Source organism: Catellatospora sp. NPDC049609 (assembly GCF_040675365.1).
Taxonomy (GTDB): Bacteria; Actinomycetota; Actinomycetes; order Mycobacteriales; family Micromonosporaceae; genus Catellatospora.
The window spans coordinates 105,849-125,501 of sequence record NZ_JBFAOU010000001.1; the positions used below are offsets into that span (position 1 = coordinate 105,849).

Here is a 19,653-nt window from a genome sequence, read left to right on the forward strand (position 1 = left end):
CCGGTCGGTGCGCGCCGACGGGACCGGGGTCACTGCCCGGCCTCGTGCGTCTGATGCGCAGCTCATCCGTTCGGGCACGGTCTTCGCCTCATAACCGGACATAAGATTCGCGTCCGGTCCGGGGGCGGCGGCAAAGTCTTGAAAGTCTAGCGGTTTAGTGGGATATTCGTTCCGTGGTTGAGCCGGACCGCGTGAACCGAGTGTCCTGAATGCTCGGTGCGCGGCATCGGTGCTGCGTACGACGTGCCGGTCGACCATTCGCACCGGATCAGCCGCACCTTCTTACATTGATGTTTGCCGATCTCGCTGGTGGCTCCGGCGGGATGCGGTGTGCTTCCACGCGTCCGAGGAGGACAGGTTCCGTCATGAAGAACCGGATCAGAGCAACCGTCGCGCTCGCCGCCGCCGCCGTCCTGGCGCTGTCGGCGTGCGGCAGCAGCGACGACAACAGCGGCACGCCCGGCTCGAACGCCACGCTGCACATCGTCGGCTTCGCGGTGCCCGAGCAGGCCAACAAGGCGATCGCCGCCGAGTGGAACAAGACCGACGCCGGCAAGGGCGTCAAGTTCCAGACCTCCTACGGCGCCTCCGGTGACCAGAGCCGGGCCGTGGTGGCCGGCCTCAAGGCCGACTACGTCCACTTCTCGGTCTCCAGTGACGTGACCCGCCTGGTCGACGCCGGTCTGGTGGCCAAGGAGTGGAACGCGGGCCCGAACAAGGGCATCGTCTCCTCCTCGATCGTGGTGCTCGCGGTGCGCGAGGGCAACCCGAAGAACATCCAGGGCTGGGACGACCTGGTCAAGCCGGGTGTCCAGATCGTGACGCCGAACCCCGCCTCCTCCGGCGCGGCCCGCTGGAACGCGCTGGCCGCATGGGGCCACATCGCCGCCAACGGCGGCACCGACGCGCAGGCCACCGACTTCCTGACCAAGCTGTTCGCCAACGTCGTCGCCCTGCCGGGCAGCGGCCGCGACGCCACCACGTCCTTCCTCGGCGGCACCGGCGACGTGCTGCTGGCGTATGAGAACGAGGCGATCCTGGCCACCCAGGCGGGCGAGAAGTTCGACTGGATCGTGCCGAACACCACCATCCTGATCGAGAACCCGGGCGCCATCCTCACCAAGGCCGACCCCAAGGCCAAGGAGTGGCTGGACTTCGTGCTCAGCAAGGACGGCCAGCGCCAGTTCGCGCTCAAGGGCTTCCGCCCGATCATCGAAGGCGTGGACACCACCGGTGTCGAGGGCGCCAAGGATCCGGCGAACCCGTTCCCGGCGCCGCAGAAGCTGCTCACCGTGTCCAAGGACTTCGAGAGCTGGTCGGCTCTGTCGAAGAAGTTCTTCGACGAGAAGGAGGGCGTCATCGTCAAGATCATCGCAGCCTCGGGCAAGGCCAAGTGACGGCAACGCTCACCTCGGATCGGCCGGCGGTCTCCCGCCGGCCGATCCGGCATGGACGCCCCCTGACCCCGGTCTCCGGCCTGGGGTTCGGCGTGGCGATGCTGTGGTTCAGTCTGCTCGTGCTGATCCCGCTGGCCGCCGTGGTCGTCACGGCGTCGACGGGCGGCTGGAGCAATTTCTGGCAGGCGGTGACCAATGAGCAGACCGCCGCGGCGATCAAGCTCACCGTGGGCACCGCGTTCTACGTGACGCTGATCAACGTCGTCATGGGAACCATGATCGCGTGGGTGCTGGTCCGGGACCGCTTCTTCGGCAAGCGGGTCCTGGAGATCCTCATCGACATCCCGTTCGCCCTGCCCACCATCGTCGCGGGCCTGGTGCTGCTGTCGCTGTACGGCAACAACAGCCCGGTCGGCGTCAACATCGCCAACACCCCGCAGGCGGTATTCCTGGCCTTCCTGTTCGTCACGCTGCCGTTCGTGGTCCGCACCGTGCAACCGGTGCTGGCCGAGCTCGACCGCGACGTGGAGGAGGCCGCGATGTCGCTCGGCGCGAGCCGGTTCACGGTGTTCCGGCGGATCATCCTGCCGAGCCTCACCCCGGCCATCGCGGCGGGCGCGGCCCTGTCCTTCGCCCGCGGCGTCAGCGAGTACGGCACGCTGGTGCTGCTGTCGGGCAACCTGCCGATGAAGACGGAGGTCACCTCGGTGCGCATCCTCAGCAGCATCGAGAACGACAACCTCGACAGCGCCGCGGCGGTCGCCACGATCCTGCTGGTGATCTCGTTCGCGGTGCTGATCCTCGTCGACGCCGCCCAGCGCCGGATGGTGCGCCGTGGCTGAGCTGACCCAGCGCTCCTACGCGCGCGGCCGTCGTGGTCCAGGGGCCTACCTGGTCCGCCTGATCGCCATCGTGTACCTGTTCTTCCTGGTGGCGTGGCCGCTGTACCTGGTCGCCAAGAACACCTTCGCCGACGGCATGGACAACATCAACGGCATCCTCGAGGACCCGGACATCGTGCACGCGCTGAGCCTCACCGTCCGGGTGGCGCTCATCGCCGTCGTGATCAACACGTTGTTCGGCGTCGGGATCTCGATCCTGCTGGTCCGCTACGACCTGCCCGGCAAACGGTGGCTCAGCGCGCTGCTGGACCTGCCGCTGTCCGTCTCGCCGATCGTGGTCGGCCTGGCGCTGGTGCTCGTCTACGGCGGACGCACCGGCTGGTTCGGCCCGGCCCTGGAGGACATCGGCTTCCAGGTCATCTTCTCCACGCCCGGCATCGTGCTCGCCACGGTGTTCGTGGCGCTGCCACTGGTCATCCGCGAGGTCGTGCCGGTGCTGGAGGAGGTCGGCGAGGAGCAGGAGCAGGCCGCGCGCAGCCTCGGCGCCAACGCGTGGCAGACGTTCCTGCGCATCACCCTGCCTTCGATCAAGTGGGGCGTCATGTACGGCGTCGTGCTCAGCCTCGCCCGGTCGCTGGGCGAGTTCGGCGCGGTCAAGGTCGTCTCCGGCAACGTGCTCGGGGACACCCGCACCGCCACGCTGGTCGTGGAGGAGAAGTACCTCAACTTCGACAAGGGTGGCTCGTACGCCACCTCCTTCCTCCTCGCCCTGGTGGCGGTGGCCTGCATCATCGTCGTCTCCGCACTCCGTCCGAAGGAAGACCGTTGAGCATCGAGATCACAGGAGTTTCCAAGCGTTTCGGGGACTTCGTCGCCCTCGACGACGTCTCCGTCAGCATCCCGTCCGGCGGGCTCACCGCCCTGCTCGGACCGTCCGGCGGCGGCAAGTCGACGCTGCTGCGGATCATCGCCGGGCTGGAGACCGCCGACACCGGCCGGGTCGAGATCGAAGGCGTCGACGCGACCCGGCTCTCGCCGCAGAAGCGCAATGTCGGCTTCGTGTTCCAGCACTACGCGGCGTTCAAGCACCTGACCGTGGCACGCAACGTCGCGTTCGGACTGGAGATCAGGAAGAAGCCCAAGGCCGAGATCCGGGAGCGGGTCGACGAGCTGCTCAGGCTGGTCCACCTGTCGCAGTTCGCCGACCGGCTGCCCGCGCAGCTGTCCGGCGGCCAGCGCCAGCGCATGGCCCTGGCCCGGGCGCTGGCGGTGCAGCCGTCGGTGCTGCTGCTGGACGAGCCGTTCGGGGCACTGGACGCCAAGGTCCGCAAGGAGCTGCGCGACTGGCTGCGCCGGCTGCACGACGAGGTGCACGTCACCACGGTCTTCGTCACGCACGACCAGGAGGAGGCCCTGGAGGTCGCCGACGAGATCGTCGTGATCAACGAGGGCCGGGTCGAGCAGATCGGCTCGCCGGACGAGCTCTACGACCGTCCCGCCAACGACTTCGTCATGCGGTTCCTCGGCCCGGTCACGGAGCTGGGCGACCGGCTGGTGCGGCCGCACGACCTGCAGCTGCTGACCGACGCCGGCGATCCGGCGGCGCTCACCGGCCGGGTCACCCGGATCACCCGGATCGGGTTCGAGATCCGGGTCGAGGTGGCGGTGGGGGAGCAGGCCGTCACCGTCACGCTCAACCGCAACGAGTTCGTGGCGCTGGGCATCGCGGTCGGCTCCGAGGTGCGGGTGCGGGTCGCGCCCGCGATCACCGGGGCCGACGACCGGTCGCAGGCGGTCGGCGCGGTCTGACCGGAGGAACGAACCCGCGGGGCGGCGGTGGCCGTAGGAGGCGCCCACCGTCGTCCCGCGGGAGGTCTGCAGCGGCGCGCCGGTCAGCCGTCCGCGGCGGGCGCGGGGAGCTGGTCGAGCAGGTCGCGCAGCGTCGTGCTGTCCAGCAGCCGGCCCGTCGCCGAGTGCACCGACTGCCAGAACCGGGGAAGGGCGCGGGCCGCGCCGACATAGCTGATCGAGTCGGCCGGGCGGCCGCGGATGCTGCTCAGATCCCCGCTGACGGCGCGCATCACGTCGCCGACGGTGATCCGCTCCGCCGCCCTGGCCAGGGTGTAGCCGCCGTCGTTGCCGGGGCGGCTGGTGAGCAGCTCGGCACGGCGCAGGTCGTAGAGCAGGGGTGCCAGGTAGGTCGCGGGGATGCCTTGCCGGGCGGCGAGTCCGTTGGTGGTCACGAGCCGGCCGCCGGCCGCGGCGATGGCCAGCATCGCCTGGACCGCGTAGTCGTGTCGCGCCGTGATGTGCACTGCCTCGCAGATCCTGTCCGGACGAAGCGGGCACCGTCGCAGCAGGACGGTGCTGTCTGCAGTATTCCTATAATGTCGATAGATAATATAGGTTTGACGGGTTGAGCGCAATGCGCCGAGTGGTGCGAAGGTCGTGACCGCCGCGTGCGGTCACGACCTTCACGTTGTGCCGCCGGCGAGCGGGACGGCCCGGTCACCCCGAAATCAAATCTATAAATGCTATCGGAGAAGTAGGATATCGTCAACGAAATCAGCCTCCAAAGTGGGCAAAATGACAAGACCGCGCCGAACCGTTGACGCCACCTATACGCAGCGTGCTTCATTAGTCACATGTCCAGAGAGCTGCGGTTGACGACGCGCTCCTACATCGACTTCGGTCGGGTGTGGTCGAGCTCCTGTCTGAGCTGACCCGCTGAGCACCCGTTCCGGGACCGCCAGCTGCCTTGGCGGGTCCCGGCGTATCCGTGCACGCAGACCGGCTCGACGACGAGCGGTGCGACCGGACGCCGCCCACCCCACCCCTCTGCCTGCACCGGCCGGTCGACGCGCCGACCCCGCGGTCGCCGCACCGTGTCCGGACCCTGACGGGAGACACCTCCATGCGCCGTACCCGCCGACCCTTCCGGCGACTCCTGCTCACCACGACCGCCGTGCTCGCCCTGACCGCCTGCGCTCCGGTTGAGCCCGTGCCGATCTCGGGCGAGGCGGGTCGACCGGTCACCGGCGGCACCCTCACCTGGGCCGTCGAGACCGAACCGATCACCTTCAACCCGCACCAGTACGCCCAGGCCAAAGCCCGGCTGCTGGTGTGGAACTCGTTCGAGGCGCTGCTCACCCACGACGACAAGGGCGGCTACCTGCCCTGGCTGGCCACCGGCTGGCAGGCCTCGGCCGACGGGATGACCTACACCGTCAAGCTGCGCACCGACGTCACGTTCCACGACGGCGAGAGGTTCGACGCGGCGGCGGTGAAGGCGAACTTCGACCAGCTGCTCGCCCCGAGCTACGCCCCCACGGTGGCCGCCGTCCAGCTGAAGAACCTCAAGAGCGTCGAGGTCGTCGACCCGGCCACGGTGCGGCTGCACCTGACCGCCCCCGACGTGCTGATCCTGGACTTCCTCTCCTCGCCGCAGGGCGCGCAGGTCTCGCCGAAGTCACTGCGCCAGGCCGCCAACCTCAAGGCCGGCGGCGTGGACGTGGTGGGCACCGGCCCGTTCATCCTGTCCGCGTACACTCCCGGCCAGCAGGTCGTCTACCGGCGCAACCCGGCCTACCAGTGGGCGCCGGCCAACGCCGGGCACACCGGCCCGGCCTACCTCGACGAGGTCGTCTACCGCTTCCTCAAGGAGTCCTCGGTCCGCGTCGGCGCGCTGACCTCGGGTCAGGTGCAGCTCATCGAGGGCGTCCCCGCCACCGACCAGGAGCTGATCACCGCTTCCCCGCAGCTGGCGCTGCACCGCTCGCTCAACTCCGGCTCGGCGTACTCGTACTACCTCAACGTCGGCCACGCCCCGTTCGACGACCTGCGGGTGCGCCAGGCCTTCCGGCACGCCGTCGACGTCGATGCCGTGCTGCAGGCCGTGTACCGCGGCACCGCCACCCGGGCGTGGAGCGTGGTCGGCCCGACCAGCCCCCTGTACGACAAGGGTTACGAGGGGCGCTTCGGGTTCGACGCGGCCAAGGCCAACCAGCTGCTCGACGAGGCGGGCTGGACCGCCCGCGACGGCGAGGGCTTCCGCACCAAGGACGGCAGGCGCCTGACCGTGCGGCTGGTGCAGTCCGCCCCGTACGTGCGCGACCGGCGCGACATCCTCGCGCAGGCCGTGCAGGCCGCCGTCAAGCAGAGCGCCGGTATCGACCTGAAGGTGTCCGTGGTGGACCAGGGCACGGCCCTGCAGGCGATCGCCGACAACCAGTACGAGGTGTTCGACAACTCCCGCGCCGACACCGACGCCGGCGCGGCGCTCAACCTGCTGCTGGCGTCCACCGGCGCGATCAACCGGACCAACCACCGCGACCCCGCGCTCGACGCGTTGCTGGCCAAGGGCCAGGCCACCGGCGACCAGGCCGAGCGGGTGAAGGTCTACCACGAGATCCAGCGGGTCGTGCTGGCCGACCAGGCGCTGGTGGTGCCGCTGTACGCGCCCGCCGACCAGATCGCGGCGTCGCGCGCCCTCGGCGGCGTCGGGTTCGAGCCCACGGCCGGCGTACCGGCCGGGGCCTATGGCGTCTGGATCGCGAAGTGATCCTGGTCCGGGCCGTCGCGCGACGCCTCGCCACGGCGGCGGTGGTCCTCTGGGCCGCCGCCACCGCGGCCTACCTCGCCCTGCTGCTGGCCCCGGGCGACACGGTGGACAACATCATCGGCGACGGCCCGGACACCCCGGTGATCCGCGCGCAGATCATCGCCGAGTGGCGGCTGGACCGCCCCGAGGTGGTGCAGTACCTCGACTACCTGCGCCGCGCGCTGCTCGGTGACCTGGGCCGCTCGTACCTGCTGCAGCGCCCGGTGGGCGACGTCCTCGGCGAGCACCTGCCCGCGACGGTCACCCTGGCCGTAGCCGCCGCGCTGATCGGCGTGGTGCTTGCCCTGGTGGTGGCGCTGCTGACCGCGGGCCGCCGCCCGCTGCTGCGCCGCGGCGCGTCGGCCGGCGAGCTGGTGCTGGTGTCCACCCCCGGATTCCTGATCGGCATCGTGCTGCTCAACGTGTTCTCGTTCCAGCTGGGCTGGTTCCCGGTCGCCGGTGGCCAGAGCGTGGCCGCGCTGGTGCTGCCCGCGGTCACGCTGGCGCTGCCGATCGCCGGAGTGCTGGCGCAGGTGCTGCGCGACGGCCTGGAGCGGGCGCTGGAGGAGCCGTTCGTCGTCACCGCGCGGTCGCGGGGGATCCGGGAGCGGGCCGTGGTGGCCCGGCACGCGCTGCGCCACGCCCTGCTGCCGGCGATCACGCTGGTCGGCTGGCTGTCGGGCATCCTGCTCGGCGGCACCGTGATCACCGAGCAGGTGTTCGGGCGGCCCGGCCTCGGCCAGGTCACCCTGCAGGCGGTCACCGCCGGGGACATGCCGGTGGTGCTGGCCGTGGTGCTGCTGTCGGCGGCGGTCTACGTCGCCGTCAGCACCCTGGCCGACCTGTCGTACCTGCTCGTCGACCCCCGGCTGCGAAGGAGCGGAACGTGACCACCACGCAGGCAACCCGGACCGCCGGCTCGGGCCTGGCCGCCGTCGCCGCGGGCACCGGCGCGCCCCGGCGGCGTACGGTCCGCCCCGGGCTCGCGGCGGCGCTGGGCTTCCTGGCGCTGACCGCGCTCGCGGTGCTGTGGCCGGGCCTGCTCGCCGGGGACCCGCTGGCCGCCGACCCGCTGGGCGTGCTGCGGCCGCCGAGCGCGGGGCACTGGTTCGGCACCGACCACCTGGGCCGCGACGTGCTGGACCGGGTCGTGCATGGCGCCCGCCACTCGCTGACCATCGGCATCGCCGCGACGCTCCTCGCGGCCGGCGCGGGGGTGCTGCTCGGCGTGCTCGCCGGGATGGCCCACCGGCTGGCCGACGAGGCGCTGGCCCGGTCGTTCGACGCGCTGTCGGCGTTCCCGCTGCTGCTGCTCGCGCTGCTGTTCATCGCGCTGGCCGGGCCGGGCACGGTCAGCCTGATCATCGCGATCGGCATCGCCACGATGCCGCACTACGCCCGGCTGGTCCGCGCCCAGACGCTGGTGGTACGCCGGTCCGGCTACGTGGAGCAGGCCGTATCGTTCGGCGCGTCCCGCGCCCGGCTGGTGGCCCGCCACGTGCTGCCCAACGTGCTCGGCCCGGTGCCGGTGCTCGCGGTGATCGGGCTCGGCGAGGCGATCCTGGCCGCGGCGGGGTTGAGCTTCCTCGGCATGGGCCCGCAGCCGCCCGCGCCCGAGTGGGGCGCGATGCTCGCCGAGGGCCGCAACTACCTGCGGGTGGCCTGGTGGGCCGCGATCCTGCCGGGGGTCGCGGTGACGCTGACGGTGGTGTCGCTGACCGTGCTCGGCCGTCGCCTGCAGCAGCGGTTCGAGGGGCGGCACGCCTGATGGCCACCCCGCTGGTACGCGTCGAGGACCTGCACGTCACCTTCCACACCCCGCGCCGCGACGTGGCCGCGGTCCGCGGCGTCGGCTTCGAGATCCGCCGCGGCGAGTGCCTGGCGCTGGTCGGGGAGTCCGGCTCGGGCAAGAGCGTCACCGCCCGCACCCTGGTCGGATTGGCCGGCCCGCACGCGCGGGTGCGGGCGGGCACGCTGCAGCTCGACGGCCGCGACGCGCAGGCGTTCACGCCCGGCGACTGGCGGCGGGTGCGCGGCCGGTTCGCCGGGCTGGTGCTGCAGGACGCGCTGGTGTCGCTGGACCCGCTGCGCACCGTCGGCGACGAGGTCGGCGAGGTGCTGGGCGCGCACGGGCTGGTCGCGGCCCGGCAGCGGCCCGAGCGGGTGCGGGGGCTGCTGGAACGGGTGCACGTGCCCGAGCCCGCCCGCCGCGCCCGCCAGCACCCGCACCAGCTGTCCGGCGGGCTGCGCCAGCGGGCGCTGATCGCCTCGGCGCTGGCCGGTGAACCGTCGCTGCTCATCGCCGACGAGCCGACCACCGCGCTGGACGTGACGGTGCAGGCGCAGCTCCTGCGGCTGCTGGGCGAGCTGCGCGACGCCGGCGCGACGCTGCTGCTGATCAGCCACGACCTGGCCGTGGTGGCGCAGCTGGCCGACCGGGTGCTGGTGATGCGCGACGGGGTGGTCGTGGAGTCCGGTGCCACCGCGCAGGTGCTCGGCGAGCCGCAGCACCCGTACACCCGGCTGCTGTTGGCGGCGGTGCCGTCGGCGTCCTCGCGCGGGCGCCGCCTGTCCGCGCCGGTCACCGCCGTGCCGCGCACGCTGCCGGTGGCCGAGGTCGACCCGTCGGTCACCGTCGCGGCGGTGAGCGGGCTGCACAAGGCGTACGGCGGGCACGAGGTGGTGCGCGACGTCGGCTTCCGCATCGCCCGGGGCGAGACGCTGGGCCTGGTGGGGGAGTCCGGCTCGGGCAAGACGACCGTGGCGCAGCTGCTGTTCGGCACGCTCGCGCCCACGGCCGGGCAGGTCCTGTTCGAGGGTGTGCCCTGGTCGGGGGTGTCCGAACGGTCCCGTCGCCCGCTGCGGCGGCGCATGCAGCTGATCTCGCAGGACCCGCTGGGCTCGTTCGACCCGCGCTACCCGGTGGAGCGCATCGTCGCCGAGGCGCTGGAGCCGGGGCTCGACCGCCGCGCCCGTCGCGGGCGGGTGGTGGAGCTGCTGGACCGGGTCGGGCTGGGTGCGGACCTGCTCGACCGGTATCCGCGCCAGCTGTCCGGCGGGCAGCGGCAGCGGGTCGCCATCGCCCGTGCCGTGGCGCCCCGGCCCAGCCTGCTGATCTGCGACGAGCCGGTGTCCGCCCTGGACGTCTCGGTGCAGGCGCAGGTGCTGGACCTGCTGGCCGACATCCGCGCGCAGGACGGCACGGCGCTGCTGTTCATCTCGCACGACCTCGGCGTGGTGCACCACCTCGCCGACCGCGTCCTGGTCATGCACGACGGCCGGGTGGTCGAGCAGGGGCCGGTCGGCGACGTGTTCACGCTGCCGCGTCACCCCTACACCCGCGGCCTCGTCGACGCGCTGCCCACGCTGTCCGCGCGGCCCCGCCCGCCCGGCCCGACCGTCCCGGGGAGACGCCCATGAAGTTCCTGCTCATCACGCTGATCACGCACCTGCCGCACCCGCTCACCGGCGAGCCGGCCGACACCACCGCGCGGTTCCGCGAGGTGGTCGACAACGCCGTGCTCGCCGAGGAGCTGGGCTTCGACGGGTACGGCGTCGGCGAGCGCCACGAGCGCCCGTTCATCTCGTCGTCGCCGCCGGTGGTGCTGAGCCACATCGCGGCGCGCACCCGCACGATCCGGCTGTTCACCGCGGTGACCACGCTGAGCCTGCTCGACCCGGTGCGGGCGTACGAGGACTACGCGACGCTGGACCACCTGTCCGGCGGCCGGCTGGAGCTGATCATCGGCAAGGGCAACGGTGCGGCGCAGGCGCAGCTGTTCCACGTCACCGCCGACGACCAGTGGGACCGCAACCGCGAGTCGTACGAGCTGTTCCGGCGGCTGTGGCGCGAGGACCGGGTGACCTGGCAGGGCCGGTTCCGGCCGTCGCTGACCGACGCCGAGACGTGGCCGCGCCCGTTGCAGCGGCCGATCCGGGTGTGGCACGGCAGCGCCACCAGCCGGGAGTCGGTCGACCTGGCGGCGCGCTACGGCGATCCGCTGTTCTCGGCCAACGTCAGCAACCCGGTCGAGCCGTACGCCGAGCTGATCGCGTACTACCGGCAGCGGTGGGCGCACTACGGCCACGACCCGAAGGACGCCCTGGTGGGCGCGGGGACGGCCGGTTACTACGCCGCGAAGCGCTCGCAGGACGCGATCGAGACATACCGGCCGATCTTCGACGCCCGGCAGGCCGCGTTCCGGCGGCTCGGCGTGCCGCTGGTGTTCACCAGCCTGGAGGACGCGATCGAGCGCAGCTCGATCCTGGTCGGCAGCCCGCAGCAGATCATCGACAAGGTGCACCGCTACCACGAGCGGCTCGGTCACGAGGTGATCCATCTGAGCGCCGACCGGGACGGGCTGACCCCCGAGCAGCACCGGGAGAACCTCGAACTGTTCCAGACCGACATCGCGCCGGTGCTGCGCCGCGAGATCCCCAGCCGTCCGTTCCCGACCGTACCGGCGTCCTGAGCGCCGCCGTCCCGCAGGAGGCCGTCCATGCCCGCTCCGCTGTCCATCCTCGACCTGTCCCCGATCCTGTCCGGCGGCGACGCCACCGGCGCCCTGCGCAACACGCTCGACCTGGCCCGCCAGGCGGAGAGCTTCGGGTACGCGCGCTACTGGGTCGCCGAGCACCACTTCACGCCCGGGGTGGCCAGCTCGCAGCCGGGCCTGCTGCTGGCCGCGATCGGCGCGGCGACCAGCCGCATCCGGCTCGGCTCGGGCGCGGTGCAGACCGGCCACCAGACGCCGCTGTCGGTGGTGGAGCAGTTCGCCATGCTGGACGCGCTCTACCCGGACCGGATCGACCTGGGCCTGGGCCGCTCGGGCCAGCGGCGCGTGGAGGCGCTCAAGGAGCTGGCCGACCAGGGGGAGCGGCCCGCGCCCAAGCCGCCGGCGCAGGCCCGGGTGGTCGACGGGTTGCTGATCCCGCCGGCGTTCTCGTTCGCGCACCTGGTCGCCTCGCCGCGGTGGGCGCTGCACGCGCGGCTGCTGCAGCAGCCGGGAGCGCAGTCGCCGGACTTCGGCGACCAGGTGCAGGAGATCGCCGACCTGCTCGGCGAGGGGGTGCGCGACGACGAGGGCAACGTCGCGCGGGCGGTGCCCGGGGCCGGCGCCCGCCCGCAGGTGTGGATCCTGGGCAGCAGCGGCGGGGAGAGCGCGCAGGTCGCCGGGGCCAGGGGGCTGCCGTTCGCGGCGAACTACCACGTGTCCCCGGCGGCGGTGCTGGAGGCGGTGGCGGCGTACCGGGCGGCGTTCCGGCCGTCGGAGCGGCTGGCGGAGCCGTGGGTGATGGTGTCGGCCGACGTCGTGGTGGCCGAGGACGACGAGCAGGCCCGGCACCACGCGTCGGGGTACGGGCTGTGGGTGCGCAGCATCCGGTCCGGAGGCGGGGCGATCCCGTTCCCCACCCCCGAGGAGGCGGCGGCGCACGAGTGGTCCGCGCAGGACCGGGCGCTGGTGGCCGACCGGCTGGACACCCAGTTCGTCGGCACGCCGGAGGCGGTCGCGCGGCAGCTGGACACGCTGCGGCGGGTCACCGGCGCGGACGAGCTGCTGATCACCACGATCACGCACGACCACGCGGCCCGCGTGCGCTCGTTCGAGCTGCTGGCCAAGGAGTGGCTGGGCTAGCCGACCGGCGCCGGGTCCATCGTGGATCTCGCCATACGGCAAATCCTATTTCTCAGATAGAGATGATAGGAATTCACAAACGCCACTTACATTGGTATTTGTCACTGATTGTCGGAGGTACTGGTGAGTCTCCTGTCCAGCCCTTCGCGGGAGAGTGCCGGCCCACCGCAGGACGAGGCGGCCGGTGCCGGACAACCCGCGCTGACCGTGGTGCCCGCCAGGCACCCGTGGCGGTGGGTCGCCACCGCGGCCGCCGCCGTGCTCGCCGCCCAGTTCGCCCACGGCCTGGCCACCAACCCGGGCTGGGACTGGCCCACCTTCGCCGGCTACTTCTTCGAGAAGTCGGTCATGCAGGCGCTGCTGGTGACGCTCCAGCTCACCTTCGCGGGCGCCGCGCTGGGCTTCCTCGGCGGCATCGTGCTGGCCGCGATGCGGCTGTCGAAGAACCCGGTGCTGCAGGCGTTCAGCTGGACCTTCGTCTGGGTGTTCCGGTCGGTGCCGCTGATCGTGCAGCTGCTGTTCTGGGCCAACCTCGGCTACCTCTACGACCGACTGCAGTTCGGCGTCCCTTTCGGACCCGGGTTCGTCGAGGTCGAGACGGTACACCTGATCAGCTCGATGGGCGCGGCGCTGCTCGGCCTGGCCCTGCACGAGTCGGCGTACGCCGCCGAGATCGTCCGGGCCGGGATCATCTCCGTGGACCAGGGCCAGCTGGAGGCGGCCGCCGCGCTGGGCATCCCGCGCGGGCGGCAGTTCCGCCGCCTCCTGCTGCCGCAGGCGATGCGGGCCATCCTGCCCAGCGCCGCCAACGAGCTGGTCAACCTGCTCAAGAGCACCTCGGTGGTGTACGTGCTGGCCATCGGCGAGCTGTTCTACCAGGTGCAGGTGGTCTACGGCCGCAACGGCCGGGTGGTCGCGCTGCTGATGGTGGCCACCGTCTGGTACGTGATCCTCACCGCGCTGCTGTCGGTGCTGCAGTACTACGTCGAGCGGCACTTCGCGCGCGGCGCGCTGCGCGTCCTGCCGCCGACCCCGCTGCAGCGGCTGCGCGCGGCCGTGGGCGGCGTACGCCTGGACAGCGGAGCGTCCCGGTGAGCGCGCCCATGGTGCAGGTGCACGGCGTGCACAAGTCGTTCGGCACCCACGAGGTGCTGCACGGGGTGGATCTGAGCATCCCCGCCGGCAGCGTGACGGCGATCCTGGGCCCGTCCGGTTCGGGCAAGTCCACGCTGCTGCGCGTCATCAACCACCTGGAGAAGGTGGACCGCGGCCACGTCAGCGTCGACGGCGAGCTGATCGGCTACCGCCGCGCCGGCGACCGGCTGCACGAGCTCTCCGAGCGCCAGGTGCTGCGCCAGCGCGTCCACCTCGGCTTCGTGTTCCAGAACTTCAACCTGTTCCCGCACCTGACCGCGCTGGAGAACGTCGCCGAGGCGCCCATCTCCGCGCAGCGGCGGCCCCGGGACGAGGTGTACGAGCAGGCGCGGCGGCTGCTGGACCGGGTCGGGCTGGCCGAGAAGGCCGACGCCTACCCCCGGCAGCTGTCCGGCGGCCAGCAGCAGCGGGTCGCCATCGCCCGCGCGCTGGCCCTGGAGCCGAAGGTGCTGCTGTTCGACGAACCCACCTCGGCGCTGGACCCGGAGCTGGTCGGCGAGGTGCTCGACGTGGTGCGGGAGCTGGCCCGCACCGGCACCACCATGATCATCGTCACGCACGAGGTCGGCTTCGCCCGCGAGATCGCCGACACCGTCGTCTTCCTCGACGCCGGCCGCGTCGTCGAGCAGGGCCCGCCGGCGCAGGTGCTGGACGCGCCCCGGCACGAGCGCACCCGCAACTTCCTGTCCCGCGTCCTGCACTGACCTCCGCACCATCGCGCAGATTCCGAGGAGAACCATGAGAAGGACAGCAGCACTGGCCGCTGCGGCCCTCGTGCTCGGTGCGGGCCTGACGGCCTGCGCCGCGCCGGAGGAGACCCCACGCCCGGCGGCGGCCACCGGCGCGGCGGCGTCGGCAGCGGCCCGCATCAACGACTCGCCGCAGCAGAACCGGATCGTCCCGGCCAAGGTGGACCAGATCGCCGCGCTGGTGCCCGAGCAGATCCGCAAGGACGGCAAGCTCGTCATCGGCGTCGGCGCGGCCGGATCCGGCTTCCCGCCGCTGGCCTTCACCGCCACCGACAACAAGACCCTGATCGGCAGCGAGCCCGACCTCGCCGTGGCCGTCGCGGGCATCCTCGGTTTGGAGCCGGTGCTGGAGAACACCTCCTGGGAGAACCTGTTCATCGGCCTGGACTCCGGCAAGTACCAGGTCGGCTCGTCGAACATCACCGTCACCGAGCTGCGCAAGCAGAAGTACGACTTCGCGACGTACCGGCTGGACAACCTGGCGTTCGAGGCGAAGAAGGGCGCCGGGTGGACGGTGACCAAGCCCGCCGACGTGGCCGGCAGGCGCATCGCGGTCGGCTCCGGCACCAACCAGGAGAAGATCCTGGTCGAGTGGAGCAAGGAGGCCGAGCGGCAGGGCCTCAAGCCGGTCGACATCAAGTACTACCAGACCAACCAGGCCACCTTCCTGGCCCTGGGCTCCGGTCAGATCGACGCCTACCTCGGGCCCAACCCCGGGGTGGCGTACCACGTCGCGGTCGCCGGCGAGACCGAGATCATCGGTACCTACTCCGGCGCCGGCGCCGACCTGCAAGGCAAGATCGCGCTGACCACCAAGAAGGACAACGGCCTGGTCAACGCCCTGACGGCGGCGCTCAACGAGCTGATCCGCAGCGGCGACTACACGAAGATCCTCGAGCGCTGGAACCTCACCAACGAGGCCGTCACCGCCGCCGAGGTCAACCCGCCCGGACTGCCCATCGACGGCCAGTGAGCCGCGGCCCCGGCGGTGGGCAGACCGCCGGGGCCGCCGCACCCGCTCCGCACCCCTCTGAGCCAAGGAGAACGGCGATGGCCCCACCCCTTCCGCTGCACCTCGCGGTGGCGCTCGACGGCGCCGGCTGGCACCCCGCCGCCTGGCGGCTGCCCGAAGCCCGCCCCCGGGAGCTGCTCACCGCCGGCTACTGGACCGACCTGGTCGCCGAGGCCGAACGCGGCCTGCTCGACTTCGTCACCATCGAGGACAGCCTCGGCCCGCAGTCCTCCCTGCGCGACGGACCCGACGAGCGCACCGACCAGGTGCGCGGCCGGCTCGACGCGGTGCTCACCGCCGCCCGCATCGCGCCGCTGACCGGCCGCATCGGCCTGGTGCCCACCGCCACCACCACCCACACCGAGCCGTTCCACGTCGCCAAGGCCCTGGCCACCCTGGACTACGTCAGCTCGGGACGGGCCGGCTGGCGGGTGCAGGTCTCGGCCCGCCCCGACGAGGCCGCCCACTTCGGCCGCCGCGACATCCCGCAGGTGCCGTACGGCGCCGCCGATCCGGCCCTGACCGCGCTGTTCGCCGAGCTGTTCGACGAGGCCGGCGACTTCGTCGAGGTGGTCCGCCGGTTGTGGGACAGCTGGGAGGACGACGCCGAGATCCGCGACGTCGCCACCGGCCGCTTCATCGACGTCGACAAGCTGCACTACGTCGACTTCGAGGGCAGCCGGTTCCGCGTCCGCGGGCCCTCCATCACACCCCGGCCGCCGCAGGGTCAGCCGCTGGTCACCGCCCTGGCCCACGCGGCCATCCCGTACCGGCTGGCGGCGCGGGCCGCCGACGTCGTGTACGTCACCCCCGCCGACGCCGACCGGGCGCGCGCGATCGTCGGGCAGATCCGTGAGCAGCAGGCCGCCGCCGGCCGCGCGGACCAGACCGTGCACGTCTTCGCCGACCTGGTGGTGTTCCTCGGCGACAGCGACGCCGACGCCGCTGCCGCGCGGGAGCGGCTGGAGGAGTGGGCCGCGGCGCCGTACACCAGCGACGCGTTCGTGTTCACCGGCACCGCGTCCGGCCTGGCCGACCTGCTGCTGGCCTGGCGGGAGGCGGGGCTGGCCGGGTTCCGGCTGCGCCCGGCCGCGCTGCCCGGCGACCTGCGGGCCATCACCCGGCAGCTGGTGCCCGAGCTGCAGCGCCGGGGGGCGTTCCGCCGCGAGTACGAGGCGGACACCCTGCGCGGGCTGCTCGGCCTGCCCCGGCCCGCCAACCGCTACGCCACCGTGCAGGAGCACCGATGACCAGACCACGCAGGCAGATCCACCTGGCCGCGCACTTTCCCGGGGTGAACAACACCACCGTCTGGAGCGACCCGCAGGCGGGCAGCCAGATCGAGTTCTCGTCGTTCGCGCACCTGGCGCGCACCGCCGAGCGCGCCAAGTTCGACTTCTTCTTCCTGGCCGAGGGGCTGCGCCTGCGCGAGCAGCGCGGCCGCCTCTATGACCTGGACGTCGTCGGCCGCCCCGACACGTTCACGGTGCTCGCCGCGCTCGCCGCGGTGACCGACCGGCTCGGGCTGACCGGCACCATCAACTCCACCTTCAACGAGCCCTACGAGGTGGCGCGGCAGTTCGCCAGCCTCGACCACCTGTCGGCCGGGCGGGCGGGCTGGAACGTGGTCACCTCGTGGGACGCCTTCACCGGGGAGAACTTCCGGCGCGGCGGCTACCTGCCGGCCGAGGACCGCTACCGGCGCGCCGAGCAGTTCCTGGGTGCGGCGTTCGCGCTGTTCGACTCGTGGCGCGGCGACGAGATCGTCGCGGACAAGGCCGGCGGGCGGTTCCTCGCCGACGCGGGCGCGGGCGCGTTCGCGCACCGGGTCGACCACTTCGACATCGCGGGCCGCTTCAACGTGCCGCGCAGCCCGCAGGGCCGGCCGGTGATCCTGCAGGCCGGGGACTCCGACGCCGGGCGGGAGTTCGCGGCGTCCACCGCCGACGCGATCTTCTCCCACCACGGCACGCTGGAGGAGGGCAAGGCGTTCGTGGCCGACGTCAAGGGCAGGCTGGCCCGCTACGGCCGCGGCCGCGACGAGCTGCTGGTCCTGCCGGCGGCCACGTTCGTGCTGGCCGACACCGACGCCGAGGCCCAGGAGAAGGCGCTGGCGGTGCGCCGCAGCCAGGTCAGCGGCCAGACCGCGCTGCGCTTCCTGGAGCAGGCGTGGAACCGCGACCTGTCCGGATACGACCCTGATGGGCCGCTGCCCGACGTGGACCCGGTCGTCGGCGAGAACACCATCGCCAAGGGCCGGGCCAGCGTCCGGCAGTTCCGCGACCCGCTCGCCACGGTGCGCGGCTGGCGGGAGCTCGCCGAGGCCAAGAAGCTGTCCATCCGGGAGCTGGTCATCGAGGTCAGCGGCCGGCAGACGTTCGTCGGCTCGGCCGCGACCGTCGCCGGGCAGCTCGACGACCTGGTGCAGCAGGAGGCCGCCGACGGGTTCATCCTGGTCCCGCACGTCACCCCCGGCGGGCTCGACGACTTCGCCGACACGGTGGTGCCGCTGCTGCAGGAGCGCGGGTCGTTCCGCGCCGACTACACGGGCGAGACGCTACGCGACCACCTCGGCCTGCCCGACCTCGGGAGGCGACGGTGACCGCCCCCGCGCGCACCCGCGTCGCCACGGGGGTGCTGGACAACCCGGCCTGGGCCGCGCTGACCGGCGCCCATCACGACTTCGGGCAGCGCATCGGCGGCGCTGCCCGATACCACCCCGACGTGGCGCTGTTCGCCGCGCTGTCCGGCGAGCCGGGCCCGCAGCCGTGGCACGACCTGGCCGCGCTGGCCGGGCCCGGCTCGACGTTCGCGCTCACCGGCGATGTCGGCGAACCGCCCGCCGGCTGGGAGGTGGTCTGGCGCGACGGCGGTGTGCAGCTGGTCGACACGGGCGTGGTGCCCGCGGCGGACGCGGAGGCGGTGGTGCTCACCGCCGCCGACGTGCCCGAGATGATCGAGCTCGTCGAGCGCACCAGGCCCGGCCCCTTCCTGCCCCGGACCGTCGAGCTCGGCACGTACCTGGGCATCCGCCGGGGCGGCACGCTTATCGCCATGGCGGGCGAGCGGCTGCGCCCGCCGGGCTGGACCGAGATCAGCGCCGTGTGCACCGACCCGGGGCATCGGGGCCAGGGCCTGGCGGGGCGGCTGGTGCGGGCCGTGGCCGCCGGGATCCGGGCCCGCGGCGAGACGCCGTTCCTGCACACGGCCGCCGGCAACACCGACGCCGTCCGGCTCTACCTGCGGCTGGGTTTCGAGATCCGCCGCGCGACCACGTTCGCCGTGGTCAGGTCACCCGTTGTGAAGCTCGGAGAGGAGCTGCGTTGACCACCGTCGAGGACACTTTGGAACGAGACTGGCTCGCCTGGCACGCCGAACGCGAGCAGGTGCTGCGGGAGCCGCACGGCTGGCTGAGCCTGGTCGCGCTGCACTGGCTCACCGGCACGCCGACGGCGTACCCGCCGATTCCCGGGCGGTGGCGGGCCGACGCCGACGGCGTGCACCTCAACGCGTCCCCCGCCGACGGCCTGCGCGCCGAGGGGGCACCGGTCGACGGGACGGTGACGCTGCAGCCGCGGGAGGGCGCGGCCGGGCTGCCGGTCACCTTCGACGACAAGCTGGTCGAGGTGGTCCTGCGCACGGGGCGGGCCGGCATCCGGCTGCGTGACCCGCAGGCGCCCACCCGGACCCGGTTCACCGGCGTGCCCGCGTACCCGGTCGACCACCGCTGGGTGGTGGCGGCCGCGTTCGAGCAGCTCGCGGTGCCGCGCACGGTCACCGGCGGGGCCGCGGTGGAGGGGCTGGAGCACCACCACGCGGTGCGGGGCGTGCTGCGGTTCGACGTGGACGGTGCGGCGTACGAGCTGCTGGCCTTCGACGGCGGGCCGGGCCGGCTGTCGGTGCTGTTCCGCGACGCCACCAGCGGCGTGACGACGCATGGCGGCGTGCGATCGGTGAGCGTGGCCGATCCGGGCGGCAGCGGCCCGGTGGTCATCGACTTCAACCGGGCGGTGAACCTGCCCTGCGCTTTCACCGACTACGGCACCTGCCCGCTGCCGCCGAAGGAGAACGTGCTGCCGCTGGCCGTGGCGGCGGGGGAGCGGATGCCCCTGCCCGTGGCGCGGTAGCAGCCGCGGGTGGCCCTGGGACGGGGGGCCATCCGCGGTCGGGCCGCACCGGAGCCGTGGGCCGGTGCGGCCCGTCAACCCGTCGGCTGCGACCACGCCCAGCGCGGCGGCGGGTCGCGGACCAGCGTCCACGCT

General features: G+C 72.6%; 18 protein-coding genes. 17 read left to right on the plus strand and 1 reads right to left on the minus strand.

All coding sequences use genetic code 11. The features are described from left to right. Positions 1 to 365 precede the first annotated feature (365 nt). The 4 genes from AB0J67_RS00450 to AB0J67_RS00465 are packed head-to-tail and all read left to right on the plus strand — an operon-like array spanning position 366 to position 4,048. Positions 366 to 1,397, plus strand: coding sequence for a sulfate ABC transporter substrate-binding protein (locus AB0J67_RS00450; RefSeq protein WP_363474665.1), 1,032 nt, complete (start codon positions 366 to 368; stop codon positions 1,395 to 1,397). Then, positions 1,394 to 2,239, plus strand: coding sequence for a sulfate ABC transporter permease subunit CysT (gene cysT / locus AB0J67_RS00455; RefSeq protein ID WP_363474667.1), 846 nt, complete (start codon positions 1,394 to 1,396; stop codon positions 2,237 to 2,239). The genes AB0J67_RS00450 and cysT overlap by 4 nt, the downstream gene beginning before the upstream one ends. Next, the gene (locus AB0J67_RS00460; protein WP_363474669.1) at positions 2,232 to 3,068 is read left to right on the plus strand and encodes a sulfate ABC transporter permease subunit; all 837 of its coding nucleotides are present in this window, start codon (positions 2,232 to 2,234) and stop codon (positions 3,066 to 3,068) included. The genes cysT and AB0J67_RS00460 overlap by 8 nt, the downstream gene beginning before the upstream one ends. Further along, positions 3,065 to 4,048, plus strand: coding sequence for a sulfate ABC transporter ATP-binding protein (locus AB0J67_RS00465; RefSeq protein WP_363474671.1), 984 nt, complete (start codon positions 3,065 to 3,067; stop codon positions 4,046 to 4,048). The genes AB0J67_RS00460 and AB0J67_RS00465 overlap by 4 nt, the downstream gene beginning before the upstream one ends. Before the next feature lie 83 nt (positions 4,049 to 4,131). Here the strand turns inward: AB0J67_RS00465 and AB0J67_RS00470 are convergent, their stop codons facing one another. Beyond that, positions 4,132 to 4,554 (minus strand): Rrf2 family transcriptional regulator, encoded by a 423-nt coding sequence (locus AB0J67_RS00470; protein ID WP_363474673.1) that lies wholly within the window; start codon positions 4,552 to 4,554, stop codon positions 4,132 to 4,134. 599 nt (positions 4,555 to 5,153) lie between these two features. Here AB0J67_RS00470 and AB0J67_RS00475 point away from each other — a divergent pair. The 13 genes from AB0J67_RS00475 to AB0J67_RS00535 all read left to right on the plus strand — a co-directional run bounded on the left by AB0J67_RS00475 (position 5,154) and on the right by AB0J67_RS00535 (position 19,518). Next, complete coding sequence (locus AB0J67_RS00475) at positions 5,154 to 6,800, plus strand: ABC transporter substrate-binding protein (protein WP_363474674.1); 1,647 nt, start codon at positions 5,154 to 5,156, stop codon at positions 6,798 to 6,800. Then, positions 6,797 to 7,729 (plus strand): ABC transporter permease, encoded by a 933-nt coding sequence (locus AB0J67_RS00480; RefSeq protein ID WP_363474676.1) that lies wholly within the window; start codon positions 6,797 to 6,799, stop codon positions 7,727 to 7,729. Before AB0J67_RS00475 ends, AB0J67_RS00480 begins: the two co-directional genes overlap by 4 nt. Further along, the gene (locus AB0J67_RS00485; RefSeq protein WP_363474678.1) at positions 7,726 to 8,607 is read left to right on the plus strand and encodes an ABC transporter permease; all 882 of its coding nucleotides are present in this window, start codon (positions 7,726 to 7,728) and stop codon (positions 8,605 to 8,607) included. The genes AB0J67_RS00480 and AB0J67_RS00485 overlap by 4 nt, the downstream gene beginning before the upstream one ends. Further along, complete coding sequence (locus AB0J67_RS00490; RefSeq protein ID WP_363474680.1) at positions 8,607 to 10,259, plus strand: ABC transporter ATP-binding protein; 1,653 nt, start codon at positions 8,607 to 8,609, stop codon at positions 10,257 to 10,259. The genes AB0J67_RS00485 and AB0J67_RS00490 overlap by 1 nt, the downstream gene beginning before the upstream one ends. Further along, entirely contained in the window at positions 10,256 to 11,311 is a 1,056-nt protein-coding gene (locus tag AB0J67_RS00495; RefSeq protein WP_363474682.1) for an LLM class flavin-dependent oxidoreductase, read from the plus strand. The genes AB0J67_RS00490 and AB0J67_RS00495 overlap by 4 nt, the downstream gene beginning before the upstream one ends. A gap of 27 nt (positions 11,312 to 11,338) precedes the next feature. Continuing rightward, positions 11,339 to 12,475, plus strand: a complete 1,137-nt coding sequence (locus AB0J67_RS00500; protein ID WP_363474684.1) for an LLM class flavin-dependent oxidoreductase — start codon at positions 11,339 to 11,341, stop codon at positions 12,473 to 12,475. A 123-nt stretch (positions 12,476 to 12,598) separates the two neighbouring features. Then, positions 12,599 to 13,570, plus strand: a complete 972-nt coding sequence (locus AB0J67_RS00505) for an amino acid ABC transporter permease (protein WP_363474686.1) — start codon at positions 12,599 to 12,601, stop codon at positions 13,568 to 13,570. Then, the gene (locus AB0J67_RS00510) at positions 13,567 to 14,334 is read left to right on the plus strand and encodes an amino acid ABC transporter ATP-binding protein (RefSeq protein WP_363474688.1); all 768 of its coding nucleotides are present in this window, start codon (positions 13,567 to 13,569) and stop codon (positions 14,332 to 14,334) included. Before AB0J67_RS00505 ends, AB0J67_RS00510 begins: the two co-directional genes overlap by 4 nt. 34 nt (positions 14,335 to 14,368) lie before the next feature. Next, on the plus strand, positions 14,369 to 15,352 hold the full coding sequence (locus tag AB0J67_RS00515) for an ABC transporter substrate-binding protein (protein WP_363474690.1): 984 nt from the start codon (positions 14,369 to 14,371) through the stop codon (positions 15,350 to 15,352). Positions 15,353 to 15,429: 77 nt separating this feature from the next. Continuing rightward, a complete protein-coding gene (locus AB0J67_RS00520; protein ID WP_363474692.1) occupies positions 15,430 to 16,641 on the plus strand; it encodes an LLM class flavin-dependent oxidoreductase in 1,212 nt (403 codons plus the stop codon). After that, on the plus strand, positions 16,638 to 17,993 hold the full coding sequence (locus tag AB0J67_RS00525) for an NtaA/DmoA family FMN-dependent monooxygenase (protein WP_363474694.1): 1,356 nt from the start codon (positions 16,638 to 16,640) through the stop codon (positions 17,991 to 17,993). The genes AB0J67_RS00520 and AB0J67_RS00525 overlap by 4 nt, the downstream gene beginning before the upstream one ends. After that, positions 17,990 to 18,718, plus strand: a complete 729-nt coding sequence (locus tag AB0J67_RS00530) for a GNAT family N-acetyltransferase (RefSeq protein ID WP_363474696.1) — start codon at positions 17,990 to 17,992, stop codon at positions 18,716 to 18,718. The genes AB0J67_RS00525 and AB0J67_RS00530 overlap by 4 nt, the downstream gene beginning before the upstream one ends. Next, positions 18,715 to 19,518 carry a DUF1684 domain-containing protein gene (locus tag AB0J67_RS00535; protein ID WP_363474698.1) on the plus strand — a complete coding sequence of 268 codons (804 nt, stop codon included), beginning with the start codon at positions 18,715 to 18,717 and terminating at the stop codon, positions 19,516 to 19,518. The genes AB0J67_RS00530 and AB0J67_RS00535 overlap by 4 nt, the downstream gene beginning before the upstream one ends. Positions 19,519 to 19,653: the final 135 nt, after the last annotated feature.